The sequence below is a fragment of the Tateyamaria sp. genome, assembly GCF_039945315.1.
Taxonomy (GTDB): Bacteria; Pseudomonadota; Alphaproteobacteria; order Rhodobacterales; family Rhodobacteraceae; genus Tateyamaria.
This window is the reverse complement of sequence record NZ_JBDUXB010000052.1, coordinates 91,131-110,445: the sequence shown is the minus strand read 5'-3', so window position 1 is coordinate 110,445 and position 19,315 is coordinate 91,131. Positions and strand designations below refer to the sequence as shown.

Genomic DNA, 19,315 nt, shown 5'->3' with positions numbered 1-19,315 from the left:
TCTTGCTGCCATTCTCAGTTGCGGCGGCGACACGCCACGGGTCGCACTTCAAACCTGCAAACGGCCAAACCGCCTTTACTCCGCAGCAGTATCCTTGAGCGGCAACACAGGTTGCTCTTCCAATTCCTCAAAGTCAAAGTTGTCGAGTCGATTGGCCCGCTTGCCCGCTTTATCGGCACTGATCTTTATGTCTTCGATGTCCTTGGACGCCTGCGAAAAGTGGCGATCCAGATTCCCAACTCGTGTGCCAAGACGATCCACATCCTGCACCAACATCGACAGTTCTTTGCGGATGGCACCGGCCTGTTCACGCATCCGCGCATCCTTCAGTATGGCGCGCATCGTGTTCAGCGTGGCCATGCAAGTGGTCGGCGACACAATCCAGACCCGCGCGTCGAACCCAGCGCGCACAAGGTCTGGGAAATTCGCGTGCAACTCGGCATAGACCGCCTCAGACGGCAGGAACATCAGCGCACCATCTGCGGTTTCGCCCTCAATGACGTATTTTTCCGAGATGTCGGAGATGTGCTTTTTCACCGCCACCTTCATCTGAGCGACGGCTGCCTTGAGCGCATGATCGGAATCCGCCGCGCGCAGGGCCTCGTAGGCCTCTAGCGGGAATTTGCTGTCGATAACGATAGGGCCGGGCGGGTTTGGCAGGTCAATCAAGCAGTCAGCGCGCTTGCCGTTCGACAGGGTGTGTTGCAGCGCATAGCTGTCACTCGGCAGCGCCTTGGACACGATGTCGCGCAGTTGAATTTCGCCAAAGGCGCCCCGTGTCTGCTTGTTCGAGAGGATGTCTTGCAGGCTCAGCACATCGCCGCTCAGCTTGGTGATATTGTCCTGCGCCTTGTCGATGGCGGCCAAACGTTCCTGCAGCTGGGTCAGGCTGGTCGTGGTCTGTTTGGACGAGCCGTGCAGCGTTTCCTTCATCCGCTCTTGCATGTCAGTCAAGCTACGCTGGCTGCGCAGGGCGTTGTCTGCGAGCCTGTCCTGCATCTGTTGCTGGACGACCGCCAGCCGGGCCTCAACCGTTTGCGCGAGCTGCGCCTGTCCGTTGGTGGCAGTGTCAGACACTGTCTGGATCGAGGCGCGCAGCCCTTCCTGACCCTGTGCCAGACCCTGCACATGCTGGCCCAGATAACCCAACTGCTGGGCCAATGGTTCAGAGGCGCGCGCCGAGCGTCCAGCCGCACGCAATGCCGCAATCAGCAGAACAACGATGAGCAACACCACAGCGGCACCGATGAGGGCTGCCAAGACCAGCGGATCGCTCGTGTCCAGCGTTATGTTTCCAATCTGGATCATGTACGCCCAAACAACCGTTCGATGTCGGCCAATTTGAGTTCGACATAGGTGGGCCGCCCGTGGTTGCACTGGCCGGAATGGGGTGTCGCCTCCATCTCGCGCAAAAGCCCGTTCATCTCTTCACCCCGCATCCGGCGGCCTGAACGGACAGAGCCGTGACAAGCGACGCGGGATAGGATTGCTTCAATCCGCGCCTGAACAGATTGGCTGGACCCAAGGTCAGACAGCTCGTCCAGAATGTCGTGGATCATGGCAGAGGCATCGACTTCGCCCAAGATGGCTGGTGTTTCCCGCACGGCAATCGCGTCCCCGCCGAATGGTTCTATGCCAAGGCCCGCTTGCGCCAACCCATCCGCTATTTCGAGCAATGCCTCTCTGTCCCCCGGCGACAGTGTGACGATTTCCGGGATCAGCAAGGCCTGCGCCGCGACACCGTTTTCGGCCATCTGGCGTTTGAGTTTTTCATAGACCAAGCGTTCGTGCGCGGCGTGTTGATCCACGATGACCATACCCGTCGCTGTCTGCGCCACGATGTAATTCTCGTGCACCTGCCCGCGCGCCACGCCAAGGGGCAGATCGGTCGGATCCACCTCAATCGGCGTTTCTACGACCTGCGCACTGAAATCCTGCGCCATCTCGGCAAAGCCTGTTGATCCGCGCGGACCAAGGCTGGGCCGGTCCATCTGGTAGACGCGTGGGGCCATCGGTTCGGGCTGCATTGCGCCAAGGGTGGCGCTGGCCACTGTCGAGGAGGCTCGGTGCCCAGCTTCGGCCAGAGCATGGCGCAAACCAGAGACGATAAGCCCACGTGCCAAACCCGGATCGCGGAACCGCACCTCTGATTTGGCGGGGTGCACATTGACGTCGACGAGTTGCGGATCACAGTCCACGAACAGCGCTGCGGCCGGGTGGCGATCTCGGCTGAGGAAGTCAAAATAGGCGGCGCGCAGAGCGCCTGTCAGCAGCTTGTCTTTGACAGGGCGCCCGTTCACGAACAGAAACTGCGCCACCGCTGCGCCGCGCGAATAGGTAGGAAGGGCGGCGTACCCAGTTAGGTGCAGCCCCTCGCGCTGTGTGTCGATGGGAATGGAATTTTCAGCAAATTCGCCCCCCAGTACATCAGCCAGTCGCGCACGCAAGGCGGCCATTGGATCGCCTGTCTGCGCCTCTGTCTTGAAAACGGTGCGCGGATCGCCGGTCACGTCACGCAATTCGAAACGAATAAATGGTTCAGACATGGCGAGGCGCTTGATCACATCCGTGATCGCCTGTGCTTCGGCGCGGTCAGTGCGCAGGAACTTCAGGCGTGCAGGCGTGGCGTAAAACAGATCACGCAGAGTGATCACTGTGCCGGAGTTCAGGGCCGCCGGTTTGACCGTAGATGTGACACCTCCTGCCACTGTTATCTCTGCCCCGGGCTCGCCTGGCACCCGGCTGGTGATCGTCAAACGGCCTACCGCGCCAAGGCTTGGCAGTGCCTCACCACGAAATCCAAAAGTGTGGATGTTGAGCAGATCAGACCCATCGATCTTTGACGTCGCATGGCGGCTAAGGGCAAGCGGCAGGTCGCTGGCGGCAATCCCGCACCCATCGTCGGTGACACGGATCAGGGTTTTTCCGCCTCCCGAGACATCAATAGCGATCCGGCGCGCGCCCGCATCTATTGCGTTTTCAACCAGTTCCTTGACGGCGGATGCAGGCCGCTCAACCACTTCACCTGCGGCGATGCGGTTGACGGCTGCGGTATCGAGTTGCCGGATCACAGGACGTATGTTGGGGGTCTGGTCGTTCATCCCACAAGACTTAGCATGAGTGGGCGCGATTCGACCACACCTAGCAGCGGTGCCGACGACACATCGGCCTTGCGGCTCACCCGTCGATTGCGGCCTTGTACCACGCGACAATTGCGGCGCGCTCCGCGTCTTCCATGTAGCTCAGATTGGCGGGCGGCATGGCGTGGCTGATCCCCGACTGCAGGTAGACGGCACGGGCATTGCGGGTCAGATCTGCTTCTGTTTCTAGCGCCACGCCTTTTGGCGCCCATAGCAGTCCCGACCAGACCGGTTCGGCGGCATGGCACATGCTGCAACGTCCCAGCACGATGTCGTGTACCTCTTCGAACCCTTCGGCTTGTGCAAACCGTGCAACCCGCTGCGCCTCTTGGTTCAGGTTGGGGGCGACACTCAGCCAGACAATCGCGATAAAGATCAGTGCGGTCACCGCCCAGGTCCAGTGCGGATTGCCCTGACGGGAATGGTGCGTGTTGAACCAGTGCCGGATCGTAACCCCCATCAGAAAGACGAGGCTCGCGATGATCCAATTGTACTCGCTCGCAAAGGACAGCGGGTAATGGTTGGACAGCATCAGGAAGATCACCGGCAGGGTCAGGTAATTGTTGTGGGTCGAGCGTTGCTTGGCGATCTTGCCGTATTTGGAGTCGGGCGTGCGCCCCTCCATCAGATCCGCCACGACGATTTTCTGGTTGGGAATGATGATAAAAAAGACATTTCCTGACATGATCGTCGCTGTGAAAGCACCCAGATGGAGCAAGGCCGCGCGCCCTGTGAACACCTGCGTGTAAAACCACGCCATGGCCACCAGAACAGCAAACAGAGCCACCATCAGAGTGGTCTGATTGGCGTTTACGAACAGGTTGCACAGCTGCGTATAGGCCAGCCAGCCAAAGGCGAGCGAGGCGAGCGAAATGCCAACCGCCTGCCAAGGCGCGAGGTCCATAACGTTGGGGTCAACCAGATAGAATTCAGCGCCGAGGTAGTAGACTAACACAAGCAAGGCAAAGCCGCTCATCCACGTCCAGTAACTTTGCCATTTATGCCAGATCAGCCCGTCGGGCATGCCTGCCGGCGCGACTAGGTACTTCTGGATGTGGTAGAACCCGCCCCCGTGGACCTGCCATTCTTCGCCATCTGCACCGCTGGACAAATTGCGATCCCGGTGCAGCCCAAGATCAAGCGCAATGAAATAAAATGAAGACCCGATCCAAGCGATGGCCGTAATGACGTGCAACCAGCGGACAGCGAATTCGGCCCATGCGCCCAGTGCGGCCAGATCGTACATGTTGTGTTATCCCTTTGCTCTTGCTTAGCAGAATAACAGGGCTTCAGGGAGACGAAAGGGTGGAAGACGCTCTGCCCCCAGCCTTCAGCCTTCTTGTGGTATTCTCAGTCTACAGATTAATCGTAGCGCAGTTCGACAGCCTTACCCTTGAACACCCAATATGCGAGCGCTGTGTATCCGCCGATCATGGGCAGCACAAAAACTGTTCCGACGAGAATTAAGAACAGGCTTTCCGGTGCGCTCGCGGCCTCATAGATCGTCAGCTTTTCAGGAACTACGTAAGGGTAAAACGAATAGGCGAGCCCCCCCAAACGCCAGAATAAACAGACTGATCGCATATAAGAACGGTGCCCGTGCACCTTTGTCCGTCGCGTTGGGCAGGCGTTGCAAGGATCGCCACAGCATCCAGACCAGCAGTGCCGACAAGAGCGGCATTGGCGCCAGCAGAACGATTTCCGGGAAGGTAAACCATTTGTCGAAAATGCGGGGGCTGACCAAGGGTGTGGCAAGCGATACCGCCCCAAGACCAAGCACCAGACCCCAGATCCCGCCTTTTGCCCAATCGACCACCTTGGCTTGAAGCGTGTATTCGGTTTTCAGGATCAGCCAGCATGCGCCGATAAAAGAATAAGCTACCGTCAGGAAAACGGCTGTCATCACCTCGTAGGCCAGCAAAGGTCCTGCAATATTTCCGACAGTTTCCATAAACCCGGGCCAGTTGGTCCCGAACTGGAAAGACATGGTGATGCCTGAAACAACGCCCATGGCAAAGGACAGCGCAAAGATTTTGACCCAGAAGCGGTAGGCCTCCATCCATTTGCCATCGCCAGTCGCGTTGAAGCGCAGCTTGAAAAACAAAAGCACCCAGCCCAGGGCGATCGTGATTGTCGGGAACAAAATGTGGAACGAAATGTTTGCGCCGAATTGAATGCGGGACAGAATAAGGGTGTCCATTGTGGCCTCCGGTGGTCAGAACCGTCTGAATTCCATGTCTGACCCTAATATAATTGCCCAACTATGACTATCAGCGGAGGTGCGACAGCATGCGCATGCCGCGAAGTTGCGCGTATTGTCGCGGGGCTTGAATGCAGCCCACATATCAAATGCAAAAGAGCGGAGGCATTGCCCCCGCTCTTTGATCATAGCGTGTTTAGAAGCTTAGATTTCTTCTGGCAGAACCAGATTGAGGAAAATGGCCACAGCCGCCGTCGGTGCCACTGCTGATGTCATCAGTGTTTTGACCACTCCGGGCAGGTACTGCACCGCTGATGGGACAAGGTTCAAACCCAGTCCGGCGGCAAGGGACACGGCGATGATCACCATGTTGCGACGGTTCATCTTGACCTCGGTCAGCACGTTCAGACCAGCAGCGGCTACCATGCCAAACATCACGATGACCCCGCCCCCAAGAACCGGCAAGGGCATTGATGCAATGACCGCGCCCACTTTTGGCAGCAGTCCGCAGATAATCAGGAACAGCGCCCCGATGGTCACCACATGGCGAGACATGATGCCCGTCATACCGACAATGCCAACATTCTGGCTGAAGGATGTATTCGGCAGACCGCCAAAGACAGCAGCCACGGCAGTTCCCAGCCCGTCGGCATAAGTCGCGCCAGCAATCTCTTTGTCCGTCGCTTCGCGCCCTGCACCTGCTTTGGTCGTCGCGGAAGCGTCACCAACGGTTTCAATGGCCGACACGATGCTAACGAGAACCACGGCAATCACGGCTCCAAGGCTGAACTCAAACCCATATGGCAACGGCTGCGGCGTCATGAACAGCCCGGCATTTGCGACAGCGCCAAAATTCACCATGCCCAGCGCGAAGGCCAGAAGATAGCCAACCACAAGGCCGATAAGGATGCCTGCGTTCGATATGATACCTTTGGTGAAGAACTTGAGCACAAGGGCGACGACCACAACTGTGAGAGCAACGCTCCAGTGCTTCAATGAGCCAAAGCTTTCTGCTTCCATCTGGAATGTTGCAGCGCCGCCGGCAGCGTATTTGATCGCAACAGGGATCAAATACAGACCGATTGCCAAAATCACGAGGCCGGTGATCAGCGGTGGGAATAAGAAACGCAGATGCTGAATAACCGAACCGAGAAAGAAATGCACAATCCCACCGATCAGGCACGCAGAAAGTGCGACACCCAGACCCTGGGTCGCCGCGATGCCTGCGAGCACCCCGACGAATGCAAAGCTGGTGCCTTGCATGATCGGCAGACGCGCGCCAACAGGTCCTATACCGATGGTTTGGAAAAGCGTCGCTATGCCGGCGAACAGCATGGCCATCTGGATCAGATAAACTTGCTCAGGCCCACCGAATGCAAGGCCAGCAGCCCCTGCAACGATGATCGAAGGGGTTACGTTGGAGGCAAACATTGCCAGTACGTGTTGCAGGCCCAGCGGCACCGCCTCTACCAGAGGTGGCGTCTCATTTGGGTCTGAATAGTACCCGTCGCTCATGTCAGTCATTGGTCTTTGTCCCTGTTTTCAGCCGTCTTGATCGCGGCTAGAAAAGGTTATGGGACCACGCGATAGGGGGGATCAAGCAAAAACTCTTGCAGGTTCGCGCCCGGGCCAATCCTGTCCACAACTGCAAACAAACCGGGCGAATGCAGCGGAGTGAGCACACCGTGCCATGTCCCACGATGCAAATTGATGCCCTGCCCGGGGGCCGTCAGGAAAGCGAACGGCAGACCCGGTGCGCCCCCATCGTCCGGAGCAACCGTGACAAGAAAGGGGTGTTCAGCCATTGGTATGAACGCCTGACTGCCCTCTGGATGCCGCTCAAGCAGGTCAAGGGTGTAGGGCAGTGCGCGCGGTGTTGCCTTGAACAGACTCACCCCCGCTTTCCCGTCTCCGAAATCCATGCGCGCGCGATCGTGAAAGCGCCCGCAGAGCCCTGCGTTGATGATCTTGTCCGGCTCGCCGGCGCATTCCAGCACGTCGCCAAACGGCGCAAAGGCCTCTGCGGTCAAAGGTTGGCATTGGATATCAGAGCGGAACATGCCGGTTCACATCTTTGTAGAGCAGGTAGCGAAACGGCTCCGTTCCGGTCGCGATACAGGCCTGTGGGCAAAACGCACGCAACCACATGAAATCACCCGGGCCAACTGAAACCCAATCCGTGTTCAGCAGGTATTCGGCGGTGCCTTGCAACACATACAACCCATGCTCCATCACGTGCGTCTCTGCAAAGGGAATGCGCGCACCGGGCAAAAAGTTCACCAGATTGACGTGACAGTCGTGGCGCAGATCCAGCGGATCGACAAAACGCTGCGTGGCCCATGCGCCATTGGTGTCTGGCATCGGCACTGCCTTGACGTCCGTCTCATGCGTGACAATCGGTTCAGGCAGCGTCAGCCCATCCCCTTGCACATACCTTTTGCGAACCCAATGGACGCCACAAGGCAGGTCGCCTCGGTTAAACAGGGTCCATTGAGCCCCGGATGGGATGTAAGCATAGCTCCCCGGGGTCATAACATGCACGGTTGCACCAATGGTTAAATGAGCTGTGCCTTTCGCGACGAACAGAATCGCTTGTGCATCCTTGTCGGGTTCGGGGTCGTTGCTACCTCCCTCTGGCGCAAGTTCTATTGCGTATTGTGCAAAGGTTTCCGCAAAGCCGGACAAAGGCCGCGCCAGTATCCACGCGCGGGTGCCTGCCCAACCGGGCAAGAAGGACGTCACGATATCGCGCTGCGTCTCGGCAGGGATCACTGCATAGGCTTGGGTGAAAACTGCAGTGCCCACAGGTGAATTATCTTGAGCCGGATGGCCTCCGGGGGGAAAAGCATAGGTGCTCATTGCATCGCCTCCAATCGCAGACGCGCGATCCGCTCAACCTGCCTGCAGGCCTCGGTAAATTCAGTTTCGGTGTCATTGGCGATCCGGCGATCAAAGGCGCGCAGGATACCGGACTTGTCGTGATCCTTGACCGCAATGATGAAAGGAAAGCCGTGCTTGGCTACGTAGGCACTGTTCTGAGTGTCAAACCGCTGGCGTTCGTCGTCGGTGAGCGCATCCAGCCCCGCACTCGCCTGCTCGGCCGTGCTGTCATCTGTCAAACGCTTGGCCGCTGCTAGCTTGCCCGCAAGGTCCGGGTGGGCACGCAGCACCGCTAGCCGTTGATCATCACTGGCTGCGCGAAACACGCGGCAGAGCGCGTTGTGTATGCCTTGGGCTGTGTCATGCGCCGGCCCCAATTCCAGCGCCCATGCCCCTTCGGCAATCCAAGGCGAGTGTTCAAAGATACCCCCAAAGGTCGATACGAAATCCTCCTGCTCTAGCAGATGCCATTTGCTACGGGGTTGAGGGGGATGCTTGGACGCCCAATGTGTCGCGATATCCGTGCGGCGGGCGCACCAGACACCCTCAAACTCATGGATGTACTCAATAAATTTGCGCAGCGCCTGCACACGACCCGGGCGCCCGATCAGGCGGCAGTGCAAACCAATGCTCAGCATCGCCGGGCGCCCCGACGTGCCTTCGGCGTAAAGTGCATCAAAGCTGTCCCGCAGATAGGCAAAGAACTGATCCCCTGCGTTAAACCCTTGCGGTGTGGCAAAGCGCATATCGTTACAATCAAGCGTATAAGGGATGATCAGCTGGTCACGCCCATCTGCATCGATCCAGTAAGGCAAATCGTCGTCATAGGTGTCGCTGATCCATTCAAAATCTCGCTGTGCGGCAAGCGAAACCGTATTCACCGAACACCGCCCCGTGTACCACCCCTTGGGGCGCGCGCCGGTGACTTCGGTGTGTAACTTGATCGCTGCGTCCATGTCGGCGGCTTCGGCCTCTGGGTCATGATCCTTGTAATCAATCCACTTCAGCCCGTGGCTGGCGATTTCCCAGTCGGCTTCCTGCATCGCCTCGACCTGCGCCGGACTGCGCGCCAGGGCTGTTGCGACCCCGTAGACCGTAATCGGCACGCGGGTTTCGGTGAACAGCCGGTGCAGCCGCCAGAACCCTGCGCGGGCGCCGTAGTCATAAATGCTTTCCATATTCCAATGGCGTTGTCCGGGCCACGGGGCGGCGCCTACAATCTCTGACAGAAACGCTTCGGACGCCGCATCGCCGTGCAACAGGCAGTTCTCGCCGCCTTCTTCATAGTTCAGCACAAAAGACACAGCGATGCGCGCACCACCGGGCCATGTCGCATCCGGTCGATCAGCCCCGTGCCCATGAAAATCGCGCGGGTAACGGGGGCTCTTGTCAGCCATGGACTTCCCTTTGAAATCAGAGTGAGATGCGCACAATCTGAGCGATGATGAGGCGGGATGCAATGGCTACAGGATATCTGACGACGCATGTGCTTGATACGGCACGCGGTGTGCCTGCAAACGGTATTACAATCGCGCTTTACCGGGTATCAGCCAATTCACACCGCAAAATTGCCGAAGCCGTCACAAATGTAGACGGGCGCACAGACACACCAATCCTGCCGGAGGGCAAGATGACGGCGGGCCAGTACGAACTGATCTTTTTCTGTGGTGATTATCTGGATGCCCACGAACTGAATAGTGACCCGGTCAAGTTCCTCGACCAGATTCCGATCCGTTTTGGGATCACGGATGAGGACGCCCATTACCACGTGCCATTGCTGTTATCGCCCTATGGCTATTCGACCTACCGCGGCAGTTAAACGCGTTCAATCAGCGTGATCTGAGATGTTCCAAAACTGCGCTGATCAACCGGCCCGAACCCCTCTGGAGGGACCATTGCCGCGCTTTCTTCCCAAACCACCAGTGCCCTGGGATTGAGCCAGTCGCGCACAGCAACGAGCGCACGTTCCCCCAAGCCCTTGCCATAGGGTGGATCAAGAAAGACAAGATCAAACGGTGCCCCGTTCCATGCGGCAAGACGAGTGGCGTCGCCGCGTATCACCTGTGTCTCATCCTGCGCTTTCAACTTGGCGATATTGTCTGTGATCAACCGCTGCCCCACACGACCGTTTTCCACAAAGACAGCAGCCGCAGCCCCCCGCGACAATGCCTCTAAGCCCAGCGCGCCGGTACCCGCAAACAGATCAAGTACATGTGCGTCCTCGATCACGCCGCGGCTCGCCAGCATCGAAAACAGCGCCTCACGCACGCGGTCGGGAGTTGGACGCAGGTGCGCGCCCGGATCGCCTTTGCCAACGCCGGTCAAAGGCACCCCGCGCCAGCGCCCGGCGATGATCCTCACTTGAGCAGTGCCTTCAGGTCACTGGAAGGATCGGCGATGACATCCGCGTCCGGGCTTTTGCCAGCTTCGATCAAACGTTTGCCAATCATATACCCGCGCGGATCGTTGGCCGCGTCCACCGCCAACAGGGTGTCACCCTGATAATACCAGAACGATTTGGCGCTGCCCCCATCACGGGTCACCACGCGGTCATAGCCGGTGTTCAGGCCTGCGATCTGCAATTTCACGTCATACTGATCCGACCAGAACCATGGACGGGCGGCATAGTCTTTGCCCGCCCCAAGGATGTTTTCAGCGACACATTCCGCCTGATCAATGGCGTTGGGCACGCTTTCTAGCCGGATACGCCCACCGCGGTACGGGAACGAGGCGCAATCGCCTGCAGCCCATACATGGGGCGCAGACGTGCGCCCCTGAGCGTCGGTCGCAATGCCGTTGTAGATTTCAATACCGGCAGCCTCAGCCAGCGCTGTGCCGGGTGCAATGCCGACACCGACAATGACGAAATCCAAATCCAAGGAAGTGCCATCTGACAAAACAGCGCCAGACACCGCGCCGTCGCCCGTCAGATGGTCAAGGCCGACCCCTTCACGGATATCGACACCGTGCTCACTGTGAAGCGTTCGGAAAAAATCACTTGTCTCAGGCGCGGCGACCCGCTGCAGGATACGGTCCGCCATCTCGACCAGCACGACCTGCAATCCCAGCTTGGACGCGACCGAAGCGGCCTCAAGCCCGATATACCCGCCGCCCACAATCAACACCCGTGCGCCAGAGGTAAAGCGAGGGGCCATCGCATCAACATCCGACAAATCGCGCACCACAAAAACACCGTCCAGATCGCCGCCAATGGCGGTTGGCAAATGGCGCGGGACGGATCCTGTGGCCAGTACAAGATCTGAATAGGTCAGCACATCGCCATCAACGGTGACGGATTGAGCGTCGGTATCAATGCCCGTCACTTCAGTGCCCAAACGCAGGTCGATGGACTGATCCACATAGAACGCTTCGGGGCGCAAGAACAGACGCTCCAACGGCATGTCGCCCATAAGATAGGCCTTGGACAAAGGTGGGCGTTGATAGGGGGGCACAGGCTCGGCCCCGACAAGGGTCACTTGCCCCTCAAACCCACCATTGCGCAGCTTGGCGACACAGGATGCTCCTGCCTGCCCGGCCCCGATCACAACCACATGATCCATCTATTTTACCTTTGTTCTCGCCCTTTGCCGACGCTCAACTATATCGCAGATAAGTAGCGAAGCAATTCCAAGAAAGGCCTGATTACATGGCAATCTCCCAAGGCGACACCCTTCCCGACGCAACTCTGGTCTATATGGGCGACGAAGGTCCGGCGACAGTCGCGCTAAGCGACAAGACCAACGGGCGCAAAGTTGTAATTTTCGCCCTACCCGGCGCCTTTACCGGGACGTGCAGTACCGCCCACGTCCCCAGTTTTATCCGCACCAAGGACGCGTTTGCCGCCAAAGGCGTCGATGAAATCATCTGTATCTCTGTCAATGACCCTTTCGTGCTGAAGGCGTGGAGCGAGTCTACCGGCGCAGGTGAAGCCGGGATCACGATGCTTGGGGATGCCGAAGCGGTCTTTACCAAGGCGATGGGGCGAGATTTTACTGCGCCGCCCGCTGGCATGATCAACCGTTCGAAACGCTATGCGATGTTAGTCGAGGACGGCAACATCACGCTATTGCAGGAAGAAGAAAACCCTGGCGTCTGTAATGTTTCTGCCGGGGAAGGCATGCTTGACGCCATGTGAGGCAGAGCCAATTCAAACATATAGCAAAAGGCCCCGATGCGGGGCCTTTTTCCTTTGGATCAGACCAGCCCGTCCATCTTGCGTGCCAGCTTGACGTCCAGCGGGCTCAGTCCATCGACGTCATGGGTGGTCAAAGTCACCTCAACGGTCTTGTAGACGTTCGACCATTCGGGGTGATGGTCCCACTTTTCCGCCCACAGCGCGACACGGGTCATCCAGCCAAAAGCATCGACGAAATTGCCAAATTGAAAGGTCTTGTGGATCGCATCCCGGCCGTCAACTGTAGTCCAGCCTGTCTCGATCAATGGCGCAAGCAACGTGTCCCGGGTTTCTTCGCTTAAACGTTCTGTCATTGCTGTTCCTCTATCTCGACCCGCTTGAAGGGGCCGTACTCTGTCAGAATTTCGATCTCTTCCTCGACCGCCTCCCGCTCGGCTTGCAGGTAGTTGGCGATTGCGTCAGCAAAACCGGCGTCATTGACCCAATGCAAGCTGTACGTCTGCGTTGGCAAATAGCCGCGCGCCAGTTTGTGTTCACCCTGCGCTCCGGCCTCGACCCGCGCCAATCCTTGGTTAATAGCGATGTCGATGGCTTGATAGTAACACAATTCGAAATGCAGGCACGGGTGATGCTCGGTGCATCCCCAATACCGGCCAAAAAGCGTCTGCGCGCCGATAAAGTTCAACGCCCCGGCCACATATCGCCCATCTCGTTCGGCCAGAACCAGCGCCATATCATCGCGCAGTGTCTCTTGAGCGATACGAAAAAATCGCCTTGTGAGGTACGGCGTTCCCCATTTTCGTGCGCCCGTGTCCTGATAAAACTCCCAGAACGCATCCCAGTGTTCAGGTCGCAAATCGTCCCCGGAAAACGTCTGGATGGAACCGCCAAAGGCCTGCGCCTGCGCGCGTTCTTTCCGCATGTTCTTACGCTTGCGACTGCTCAGGGTCGCCATGAAAGCATCGAAATCCGCATACCCATCGTTTAGCCAATGAAACTGCTGTGTGGTGCGCACCATCAGACCCAAATCTGCACCCGCGTCACGCTCGGCTTCGGTGCAAAAGGTCACGTGCACTGAACTAAGGCCGTTGTTGTCCGCCAGCTGCACCGCCCCTTGCACAAGGGCCGACAAGCCGGACTCGGCAAAGTCTGGATGGGTCAAAAACCGCCGCCCCGTAGCAGGGGTATGGGGCACTGCTATTTGTAGTTTCGGGTAATACCGACCACCTGACCGTTCGTAGGCATGGGCCCAATTATGATCAAAGATGTATTCGCCCTGTGAGTGCCCTTTGGCGTACATCGGCGCCACACCAATTGTCTGGCCCTGCATGATCGCTTGTAAGTACTGTGGCTGCCATCCAGTACCGGGACCGACAGAATTGCTGTCCTCCAACGCTTTGAGAAAACGGTGAGTTGTAAAGGGATCATTGGGGCGACCATCCTCAGCCGCCTCAGGACAAGCGCACGCATCCCACGTCTCGGCTTCGATGGCCTCAAGGCTGGGCAGGACCCGAATTTCGATCTCTTGCTCGGACACGAAGGTTCCTTATGGGCTTTCGCAATTCAATGTGTGTCACGGGTGCGAAGGATCAACCGGGATGGGCCGCCAAGTACCCTTCGAACGTCACATTTTGGGCGATCTTGCGCGCCTCTGCCTCAGCTTCTGGCGATTTGATGGTCCAGCACAGAATATCCGCACCTCCTGCTTTCAATTCCGCCACGCGCGGGCGGGACAAGTCCGCAGCGTCGTGGCTGACAAAACTGGCTTTGACACGGTCGTAGTCGGGGATAGCACGCAAAGCCTCGCACGTCGCCCGAGACAAGGGCCACTCTTTGGGATCATAGCCACTGGTTACCAGACCTCGCGGGATATCGGGGCACAGTTCGGCCATGCGGGCGACAGAGTGCGGATTGAAAGACATCACAGCCACCGGGCCCGCGTAGGTCTGCAATGCGTTCGCCACTGCTTCCTCAAGCGGACCGATCTGCTCTCCCATTGCGCCATCCTGATCCTTGATCTCAATCAGCACCGGAACCTGTCCTGCGACCAAAGCAAGGATTTCCGGCAAGGACGGTATCCCTTCTGATCCGCCGCACAAAGTCGTTTGCGCAAGGACCGATGCCATCCGTGCGCGCACTGAACCACTGGCTTCAGCCAACCGGTCAAGGGCATAGTCGTGAAAGACCATGGCGGCGCTGTCCGCTGACAGTTGCACATCAATTTCGATGCCATAACCATGGGCAATGGCCGCAGAAATCGCCGCGCGGCTGTTTTCGGGCCGCCCGTCGGTCACATCATGCAAGGCACGATGCGCCAAAGGTGTGGTCAGAAAAACGGGGTTCAGCCGAGGCCTCATTTGACCTGAAAGATGCCTTCGATCTCGACCGCAACGCCAAGGGGCAAAGACGCCGCAGAAACAGCCGAGCGGCTATGACGCCCAGCGTCGCCCAGAGCTTCAACGAGGAAATCGGACGCGCCGTTGATCACCTGTGGCTGTTGTGTGAAATCGGCGGTGGAATTTACGAATCCAGTCAACTTAACGACCCGCACGAGGCGATCGATGTCTCCGCCGCACGCCGCCTTGACTTGCGCCAGGAGACTGATGGCACACGTTTTGGCCGCGGCCGCCCCGGCCTCTACTTCCAAATCTGCGCCCAGTTTCCCTGTAATCAGCCCATCGGCACCGTTCGAAATCTGGCCAGAGACATAAACAATGTCGCCAATTTGCACAAACGGCACATAGTTGGCGGCAGGAGCTGGAGCGTCAGGCAAAGAGACGCCGAGTTCGGCAAGACGAGTGGCGATGGACATGTGGTGATCCTTTCTGGCGATCTGGGTTTGGCGCAGACGCTAGACGCAAGCCATCACCTCGAAAAGGGCGAAAGATCGGGATTCGCGAAATGCCCATTGAAAATGTCAGCCATCGGTGCGATTTTTAGTTTCAGTTTGACCGGAGTATCAAATAATTGGGGTTTGATGCGGCTTTGGTCCCGCATCCGCGATTTTGATTTTTCTTCTCGATTTGACTTTTGACGCAGCATTTCAATCTCGTTTTCAGTCGGACGTTGCCCGGATTGCGCGCGTGACCCGCCAGTCTTACCAATCGGTCGTTTAAGCGGCTGCTTCGCGTTGCATCAGCACCTTTTCGCTTTTTTCACGATCATTCTTGGGCAAACGCCTGCCTCTGGTCGGGATTTGTGTAACGCAACAGCCACATCGCCATAAATCGGCGTTGCGTGCACTGTGCATTTTGCGGACAAACACTAGGTGTTCTTTACGAAGTTGCCGGAGATTTTGAGTGACCATATTTTCCCGCCTGCACCGTGCCTCTGTGCTCGTGCTTGTCGTGTCCCTTTTGGGCGCGTGCGCGGGGTCCAATGGCACAGCGATCACGCCCGAAGGGATCAATGACCCCAACGAGAAAGCGAACCGCGGCGTTCATGAATTCAATCGCAGCCTCGACCGGGCCTTTATCCGGCCAGCAGGGGTCGGATATACTAACTTTGTTCCCGACGGGCTAGAAGACGGCATCACCAATTTTGCGCTTAATCTGGAAGAGCCCAAAAACATGGTGAATAGCTTGTTGCAGGGCAATCTGCGGGGCGCAGGCCTGTCTCTTTTCAGCTTTGTAACCAACACGACGCTGGGGTTTGGTGGGATAATCGACGCTACTCGGGAACTCGGCATTCCTGAAAACGACACCGATTTCGGTGAAACGTTGTATGTCTGGGGGGTTGGTGAAGGCAACTATATCGAATTACCGTTTCTGGGACCATCCACCCATCGCAGAACGGCAGGTTTGGTTGTGGACCTGTTTACGAACCCGCTCAGCGCCGTTTTTGACGGCCGTAGCAGATTTTTCTACCTGACTCCCGCCGGCTTCGCATCAGGTCTGTCGGCACGGGGTCGCTTTACAGACACAATCGACTCGGTGCTGTATGAAAGTGCGGACAGCTACGCTCAGGCGCGGCTGATCTATTTGCAAAACCGCAGATTCAAGCTTGGCGACGCGGAGTCGAGCACCGAAATTGACCCGTTTGAATTGGACACCGAGGGGTTCTGATATGCAAAGACGACACTTTTTGGCGATTATGGGCGCATCCGCCTTTCTGCCCGCATTGCCAGCACGGGCTTTGACCGATGCCAGCGCAAAGAAATTGGTGGATTCTCTGGTGAACGACGTCAACAAAGTCATCACCTCGGGTAAGAGCGAAAAGGCAATGTATTCTGAATTTGCCCGCATCTTTGCGCGCTACAGCGACACGTCCTACATCTCGGCTTACGCCATGGGTGCGGACGGGCGCACAGCGTCGAAGGCTCAAAAGCGAGCTTTCTCAGAAGCGTTTCAGAGTTATATCGCGCGCAAGTACGGGCGCCGCTTCCGCGAATTCATCGGCGGTCGGCTTGAGGTGAAATCCGTGCGTCGGGTCAAGAACTGGTACGAGGTCGACACCACCGCGTTCCTGCAGGGCGAAGCGCCTTTCACGGTGACCTTCCACGTGTCGAACCGGACCGGGCGCGATCTGTTCTTTAACATGTTCATTGAAGGCATCAATCTGCTGTTGACCGAACGGGCCGAAGTCGGCGCGTTGATCGACCGCAATGGTGGTAATATCGATGGTATGATCCGCGACCTTAAATCTGCGGGCTAAGCCGGCGCGCTCAGCGATCGCGCACGCCCAGTATATCGCGCAACAGTTTTTCGACCAGGCCCTCAGTGGTCCGAGGGATGTCTCCACCTCTTTGTTGGGTCGGCGAGTTTTGCGGCTCGGGGCCCCGGACCTGCGCGCCGTCGGGCGCCCGCATTGGCAATGGCCGTGCAGGCACCCCGTCGTGGACACGCACCATTGTTTCGCGCCAGATCTCAGCAGGCAGACCACCACCCGTCACACCCGTGAGCGGCGTATTGTCATCATAGCCCATCCAGACTCCGGCAACGTAATCGGCGGTAAACCCGACGAACCACGCATCACGCGCGGCCTGCGTTGTTCCGGTCTTACCCGCAATTTCGCGATCTCCGAACTGAGCCCGCTTACCAGTGCCCTGGCTGACCACTTTTTCCATCATCCAGATTAACTCTGCCGCCGCCTGATCCTGAATGACGCGCTCGCGTATACCACCGCCGGTGCCCATCAGAGGGGCGTCATCCCCCTGCAGGCGCAAATCCACCAGACCATAGGGTGTCACGGATGAGCCCCCATTCAGTATACCTGCATAGGCCCCCGTCATATCCAAAAGCGTGCTTTCGGATGCACCAAGCGCCAGTGCAGGCCCATCGGCCAGATCGCTCACGATCCCAAAGTCGCTGGCCACACGGCGCACCAGATCTCGTCCCACGCTTTCCGACACTTTAACGGCTGGGATATTCAACGAGTCCTGCAATGCCTCGGTCAGGGTGACTCGGCCGCGGTAGTCGTTGGTGTAGTTGCGCGGGGACCAGGGACCGGAGCCGGGGATATCAATGGTGAGCGGGGCATCCTCGACCGTGGCCAGTGGCGAATAGCCCAGTTCGAGCGCTGCGGCATAGACAAAGGGCTTGAAAGCTGAACCCGTCTGACGTTCGGCCTGAATGGCGCGGTTGAAGACACCTGAGGCACGGGTTTCACGCCCGCCCACCATGGCGCGCACTGCGCCGTCCGCGCTCATCACCACGATAGCGGCTTGCGCTTTGGAACCTTCGCGCACTTTGGTTTCAAAGACCACTGTCAACGCCTCTTCTGCGGCGTTTTGCAGACGCTGATCCAACGTGGTGCGGATAATTACATCCTCTTGCGTGTTGCGCGTGAAGAACTCAGGTCCCGTCGACATCACCCAGTCAGCAAAATAGCCACCAGCATTGCGCCGGGCTGCAGGAGCAAGACCGGCTGGGTTCTGTTGCCACCGGGCAACCTCTGCATCCGACAGATACCCCTGTTCGCCCATCAGGCGCAGGATGGTTGCTGCGCGGTCATGCGAGCGCTGTAGGTTTGTGGTTGGCGCATCACGCGATGGCGCTGTCAAAAGCCCTGCGATCATCGCAGCCTGCGACGGGTTCAGATCAGACGCAGGGACACCAAAATATCGTTGCGCCGCCGCTTCAGCTCCATAGGCGCCGCCACCCATATAAGCCCGGTTGAGATAGATCGACAGGATTTCATCCTTGGAATACTTCACTTCCATCGCCAGCGCATAGACCGCCTCTTTGGCCTTGCGCTGGATAGAACCACGGCGGCAATCGGCGACGTAAGCCGCCTCGTTTTCCCATTCAGAGGCAACGTATTCCTCACCGAGGCACAGCAGTTTTGCGGTTTGCTGTGTGATCGTCGACCCACCGTGCCCGGACAGCGGGCCGCGCCCTTCGCTGAGGTTGATGCGCACCGCACTAGCCACACCCCTCGGGCTGATGCCGAAATGCCGGTAGAACCGTTTGTCCTCGGTCGCGACCACCGCGTTTTTCAACGCAGGAGAGACAGTTTGCGCAGTCACTGGCCCACCGAACTGATCGCCGCGACGGGCAAATATCTGTTCATCGCGATCCAACAGGGTGACGGACCCACGTGCCCGGCCGTCCACCAGCTCTGACGCATCTGGCAAAGTCGTCCAGTAAAAGCCGACAAAGAGCGCCAGAACGGCACAGGCAGCGGCAGTGACCCGCCAGGTGATCTTCCAAATGAGGCGGAGAAACCAGCGGATCACGCGGGTGAAAATGTTGCCTTTGGGCTTTTTGTTCGGAGCCCGTTTGCGCTTGGCCGGAGCAGCCTTTTTCGGACTCGGCTTTTGGGCCTTGGAACCATAGCGGCGTTCAGCCACCAAAGGCCGCTTGCCTTTTTTTGAATCACGCATCTGACGACCCCTGCCCGGCCTGTTCTTTGAGGCTACCATATCGACTTTGAACCCCATTGCCACGCCTCAGCAATTGCGGTGTGTGATTCTTATTTGCCACAATTTTGGGCACATCATCAAAATTGCGCATTTTTTAT

20 protein-coding genes are annotated in these 19,315 nt (G+C 58.0%); 4 read left to right on the top strand and 16 right to left on the bottom strand.

From position 1 onward, the window contains the following. Nucleotides 1-75 precede the first annotated feature (75 nt). From ABJD00_RS16620 to puuE, 9 genes are all read right to left on the bottom strand, one after another. Nucleotides 76-1,308, bottom strand: coding sequence for a DNA recombination protein RmuC (locus ABJD00_RS16620; RefSeq protein ID WP_413832694.1), 1,233 nt, complete (start codon nt 1,306-1,308; stop codon nt 76-78). Then, on the bottom strand, nt 1,305-3,101 hold the full coding sequence (mutL, locus tag ABJD00_RS16615; RefSeq protein ID WP_413832692.1) for a DNA mismatch repair endonuclease MutL: 1,797 nt from the start codon (nt 3,099-3,101) through the stop codon (nt 1,305-1,307). The genes ABJD00_RS16620 and mutL overlap by 4 nt, the downstream gene beginning before the upstream one ends. A gap of 76 nt (nt 3,102-3,177) precedes the next feature. Continuing rightward, the gene (locus tag ABJD00_RS16610; protein ID WP_413832690.1) at nt 3,178-4,386 is read right to left on the bottom strand and encodes a urate hydroxylase PuuD; all 1,209 of its coding nucleotides are present in this window, start codon (nt 4,384-4,386) and stop codon (nt 3,178-3,180) included. Nucleotides 4,387-4,502: 116 nt separating this feature from the next. Then, on the bottom strand, nt 4,503-4,724 hold the full coding sequence (locus ABJD00_RS16605) for a cytochrome d ubiquinol oxidase subunit II (RefSeq protein ID WP_413832688.1): 222 nt from the start codon (nt 4,722-4,724) through the stop codon (nt 4,503-4,505). Next, nucleotides 4,654-5,340, bottom strand: a complete 687-nt coding sequence (locus ABJD00_RS16600; RefSeq protein ID WP_413832685.1) for a cytochrome ubiquinol oxidase subunit I — start codon at nt 5,338-5,340, stop codon at nt 4,654-4,656. Before ABJD00_RS16600 ends, ABJD00_RS16605 begins: the two co-directional genes overlap by 71 nt. 204 nt (nt 5,341-5,544) lie before the next feature. After that, entirely contained in the window at nt 5,545-6,864 is a 1,320-nt protein-coding gene (locus ABJD00_RS16595; RefSeq protein WP_413832683.1) for a uracil-xanthine permease family protein, read from the bottom strand. A 47-nt stretch (nt 6,865-6,911) separates the two neighbouring features. Beyond that, nucleotides 6,912-7,400, bottom strand: coding sequence for an ureidoglycolate lyase (locus tag ABJD00_RS16590; protein WP_413832681.1), 489 nt, complete (start codon nt 7,398-7,400; stop codon nt 6,912-6,914). Continuing rightward, entirely contained in the window at nt 7,387-8,199 is an 813-nt protein-coding gene (locus ABJD00_RS16585; protein ID WP_413832679.1) for a bifunctional allantoicase/(S)-ureidoglycine aminohydrolase, read from the bottom strand. The genes ABJD00_RS16590 and ABJD00_RS16585 overlap by 14 nt, the downstream gene beginning before the upstream one ends. Beyond that, entirely contained in the window at nt 8,196-9,617 is a 1,422-nt protein-coding gene (gene puuE / locus ABJD00_RS16580; protein ID WP_413832677.1) for an allantoinase PuuE, read from the bottom strand. The genes ABJD00_RS16585 and puuE overlap by 4 nt, the downstream gene beginning before the upstream one ends. Before the next feature lie 62 nt (nt 9,618-9,679). Here puuE and uraH point away from each other — a divergent pair, with 62 nt between their 5' ends. Beyond that, nucleotides 9,680-10,039: a hydroxyisourate hydrolase gene (uraH, locus tag ABJD00_RS16575; RefSeq protein ID WP_413832675.1), complete on the top strand. Its 360-nt coding sequence runs from the start codon at nt 9,680-9,682 to the stop codon at nt 10,037-10,039. Here uraH and rsmD read toward each other — a convergent pair. After that, complete coding sequence (rsmD, locus tag ABJD00_RS16570; protein WP_413832673.1) at nt 10,036-10,581, bottom strand: 16S rRNA (guanine(966)-N(2))-methyltransferase RsmD; 546 nt, start codon at nt 10,579-10,581, stop codon at nt 10,036-10,038. The genes uraH and rsmD overlap by 4 nt on opposite strands. Continuing rightward, nucleotides 10,578-11,780 carry an NAD(P)/FAD-dependent oxidoreductase gene (locus ABJD00_RS16565; RefSeq protein ID WP_413832671.1) on the bottom strand — a complete coding sequence of 401 codons (1,203 nt, stop codon included), beginning with the start codon at nt 11,778-11,780 and terminating at the stop codon, nt 10,578-10,580. The genes rsmD and ABJD00_RS16565 overlap by 4 nt, the downstream gene beginning before the upstream one ends. 86 nt (nt 11,781-11,866) lie before the next feature. Here ABJD00_RS16565 and ABJD00_RS16560 point away from each other — a divergent pair, with 86 nt between their 5' ends. Further along, nucleotides 11,867-12,355, top strand: coding sequence for a peroxiredoxin (locus ABJD00_RS16560; RefSeq protein ID WP_413832669.1), 489 nt, complete (start codon nt 11,867-11,869; stop codon nt 12,353-12,355). Between the two features lie 59 nt (nt 12,356-12,414). On the opposite strand, the gene ABJD00_RS16555 is transcribed toward ABJD00_RS16560, so the two are convergent. Genes ABJD00_RS16555 through ABJD00_RS16540 form a run of 4 tightly spaced genes read right to left on the bottom strand, consistent with a single transcriptional unit; the run spans nt 12,415 to nt 15,167 of the window. Next, on the bottom strand, nt 12,415-12,708 hold the full coding sequence (locus tag ABJD00_RS16555) for a 4a-hydroxytetrahydrobiopterin dehydratase (RefSeq protein ID WP_108836631.1): 294 nt from the start codon (nt 12,706-12,708) through the stop codon (nt 12,415-12,417). Continuing rightward, a complete protein-coding gene (locus ABJD00_RS16550) occupies nt 12,705-13,892 on the bottom strand; it encodes a GNAT family N-acetyltransferase (RefSeq protein WP_413832666.1) in 1,188 nt (395 codons plus the stop codon). Before ABJD00_RS16550 ends, ABJD00_RS16555 begins: the two co-directional genes overlap by 4 nt. A 52-nt stretch (nt 13,893-13,944) precedes the next feature. Further along, nucleotides 13,945-14,712 (bottom strand): glycerophosphodiester phosphodiesterase family protein, encoded by a 768-nt coding sequence (locus ABJD00_RS16545; RefSeq protein WP_413832664.1) that lies wholly within the window; start codon nt 14,710-14,712, stop codon nt 13,945-13,947. Continuing rightward, a complete protein-coding gene (locus ABJD00_RS16540; protein ID WP_413832662.1) occupies nt 14,709-15,167 on the bottom strand; it encodes a RidA family protein in 459 nt (152 codons plus the stop codon). Before ABJD00_RS16540 ends, ABJD00_RS16545 begins: the two co-directional genes overlap by 4 nt. A gap of 487 nt (nt 15,168-15,654) precedes the next feature. On the opposite strand from ABJD00_RS16540, the gene ABJD00_RS16535 reads away from it, so the two are divergent. Both ABJD00_RS16535 and ABJD00_RS16530 read left to right on the top strand, forming a co-directional pair. After that, entirely contained in the window at nt 15,655-16,419 is a 765-nt protein-coding gene (locus tag ABJD00_RS16535) for a VacJ family lipoprotein (RefSeq protein WP_413832660.1), read from the top strand. Nucleotide 16,420: 1 nt separating this feature from the next. Next, nucleotides 16,421-17,008 carry a phospholipid-binding protein MlaC gene (locus tag ABJD00_RS16530; RefSeq protein ID WP_413832658.1) on the top strand — a complete coding sequence of 196 codons (588 nt, stop codon included), beginning with the start codon at nt 16,421-16,423 and terminating at the stop codon, nt 17,006-17,008. A gap of 10 nt (nt 17,009-17,018) precedes the next feature. Here the strand turns inward: ABJD00_RS16530 and ABJD00_RS16525 are convergent, their stop codons facing one another. Further along, nucleotides 17,019-19,178 carry a transglycosylase domain-containing protein gene (locus ABJD00_RS16525; RefSeq protein WP_413832656.1) on the bottom strand — a complete coding sequence of 720 codons (2,160 nt, stop codon included), beginning with the start codon at nt 19,176-19,178 and terminating at the stop codon, nt 17,019-17,021. Nucleotides 19,179-19,315 lie beyond the last annotated feature (137 nt).

Excerpts from the sequence above, each read along its gene's own strand:
- ABJD00_RS16560 (WP_413832669.1), top strand. The coding sequence starts at position 11,867 with ATGGCAATCTCCCAAGGCGACACCCTTCCCGACGCAACTCTGGTCTAT.
- ABJD00_RS16610 (WP_413832690.1), bottom strand. The coding sequence starts at position 4,386 with ATGTACGATCTGGCCGCACTGGGCGCATGGGCCGAATTCGCTGTCCGC.
- ABJD00_RS16555 (WP_108836631.1), bottom strand. The coding sequence starts at position 12,708 with ATGACAGAACGTTTAAGCGAAGAAACCCGGGACACGTTGCTTGCGCCA.
- mutL (WP_413832692.1), bottom strand. The coding sequence starts at position 3,101 with ATGAACGACCAGACCCCCAACATACGTCCTGTGATCCGGCAACTCGAT.
- puuE (WP_413832677.1), bottom strand. The coding sequence starts at position 9,617 with ATGGCTGACAAGAGCCCCCGTTACCCGCGCGATTTTCATGGGCACGGG.
- ABJD00_RS16540 (WP_413832662.1), bottom strand. The coding sequence starts at position 15,167 with ATGTCCATCGCCACTCGTCTTGCCGAACTCGGCGTCTCTTTGCCTGAC.
- ABJD00_RS16530 (WP_413832658.1), top strand. The coding sequence starts at position 16,421 with ATGCAAAGACGACACTTTTTGGCGATTATGGGCGCATCCGCCTTTCTG.
- ABJD00_RS16545 (WP_413832664.1), bottom strand. The coding sequence starts at position 14,712 with ATGAGGCCTCGGCTGAACCCCGTTTTTCTGACCACACCTTTGGCGCAT.
- ABJD00_RS16565 (WP_413832671.1), bottom strand. The coding sequence starts at position 11,780 with ATGGATCATGTGGTTGTGATCGGGGCCGGGCAGGCAGGAGCATCCTGT.
- ABJD00_RS16600 (WP_413832685.1), bottom strand. The coding sequence starts at position 5,340 with ATGGACACCCTTATTCTGTCCCGCATTCAATTCGGCGCAAACATTTCG.
- ABJD00_RS16605 (WP_413832688.1), bottom strand. The coding sequence starts at position 4,724 with ATGCGATCAGTCTGTTTATTCTGGCGTTTGGGGGGGCTCGCCTATTCG.
- ABJD00_RS16585 (WP_413832679.1), bottom strand. The coding sequence starts at position 8,199 with ATGAGCACCTATGCTTTTCCCCCCGGAGGCCATCCGGCTCAAGATAAT.
- ABJD00_RS16525 (WP_413832656.1), bottom strand. The coding sequence starts at position 19,178 with ATGCGTGATTCAAAAAAAGGCAAGCGGCCTTTGGTGGCTGAACGCCGC.
- ABJD00_RS16590 (WP_413832681.1), bottom strand. The coding sequence starts at position 7,400 with ATGTTCCGCTCTGATATCCAATGCCAACCTTTGACCGCAGAGGCCTTT.
- ABJD00_RS16620 (WP_413832694.1), bottom strand. The coding sequence starts at position 1,308 with ATGATCCAGATTGGAAACATAACGCTGGACACGAGCGATCCGCTGGTC.
- ABJD00_RS16595 (WP_413832683.1), bottom strand. The coding sequence starts at position 6,864 with ATGACTGACATGAGCGACGGGTACTATTCAGACCCAAATGAGACGCCA.
- uraH (WP_413832675.1), top strand. The coding sequence starts at position 9,680 with ATGGCTACAGGATATCTGACGACGCATGTGCTTGATACGGCACGCGGT.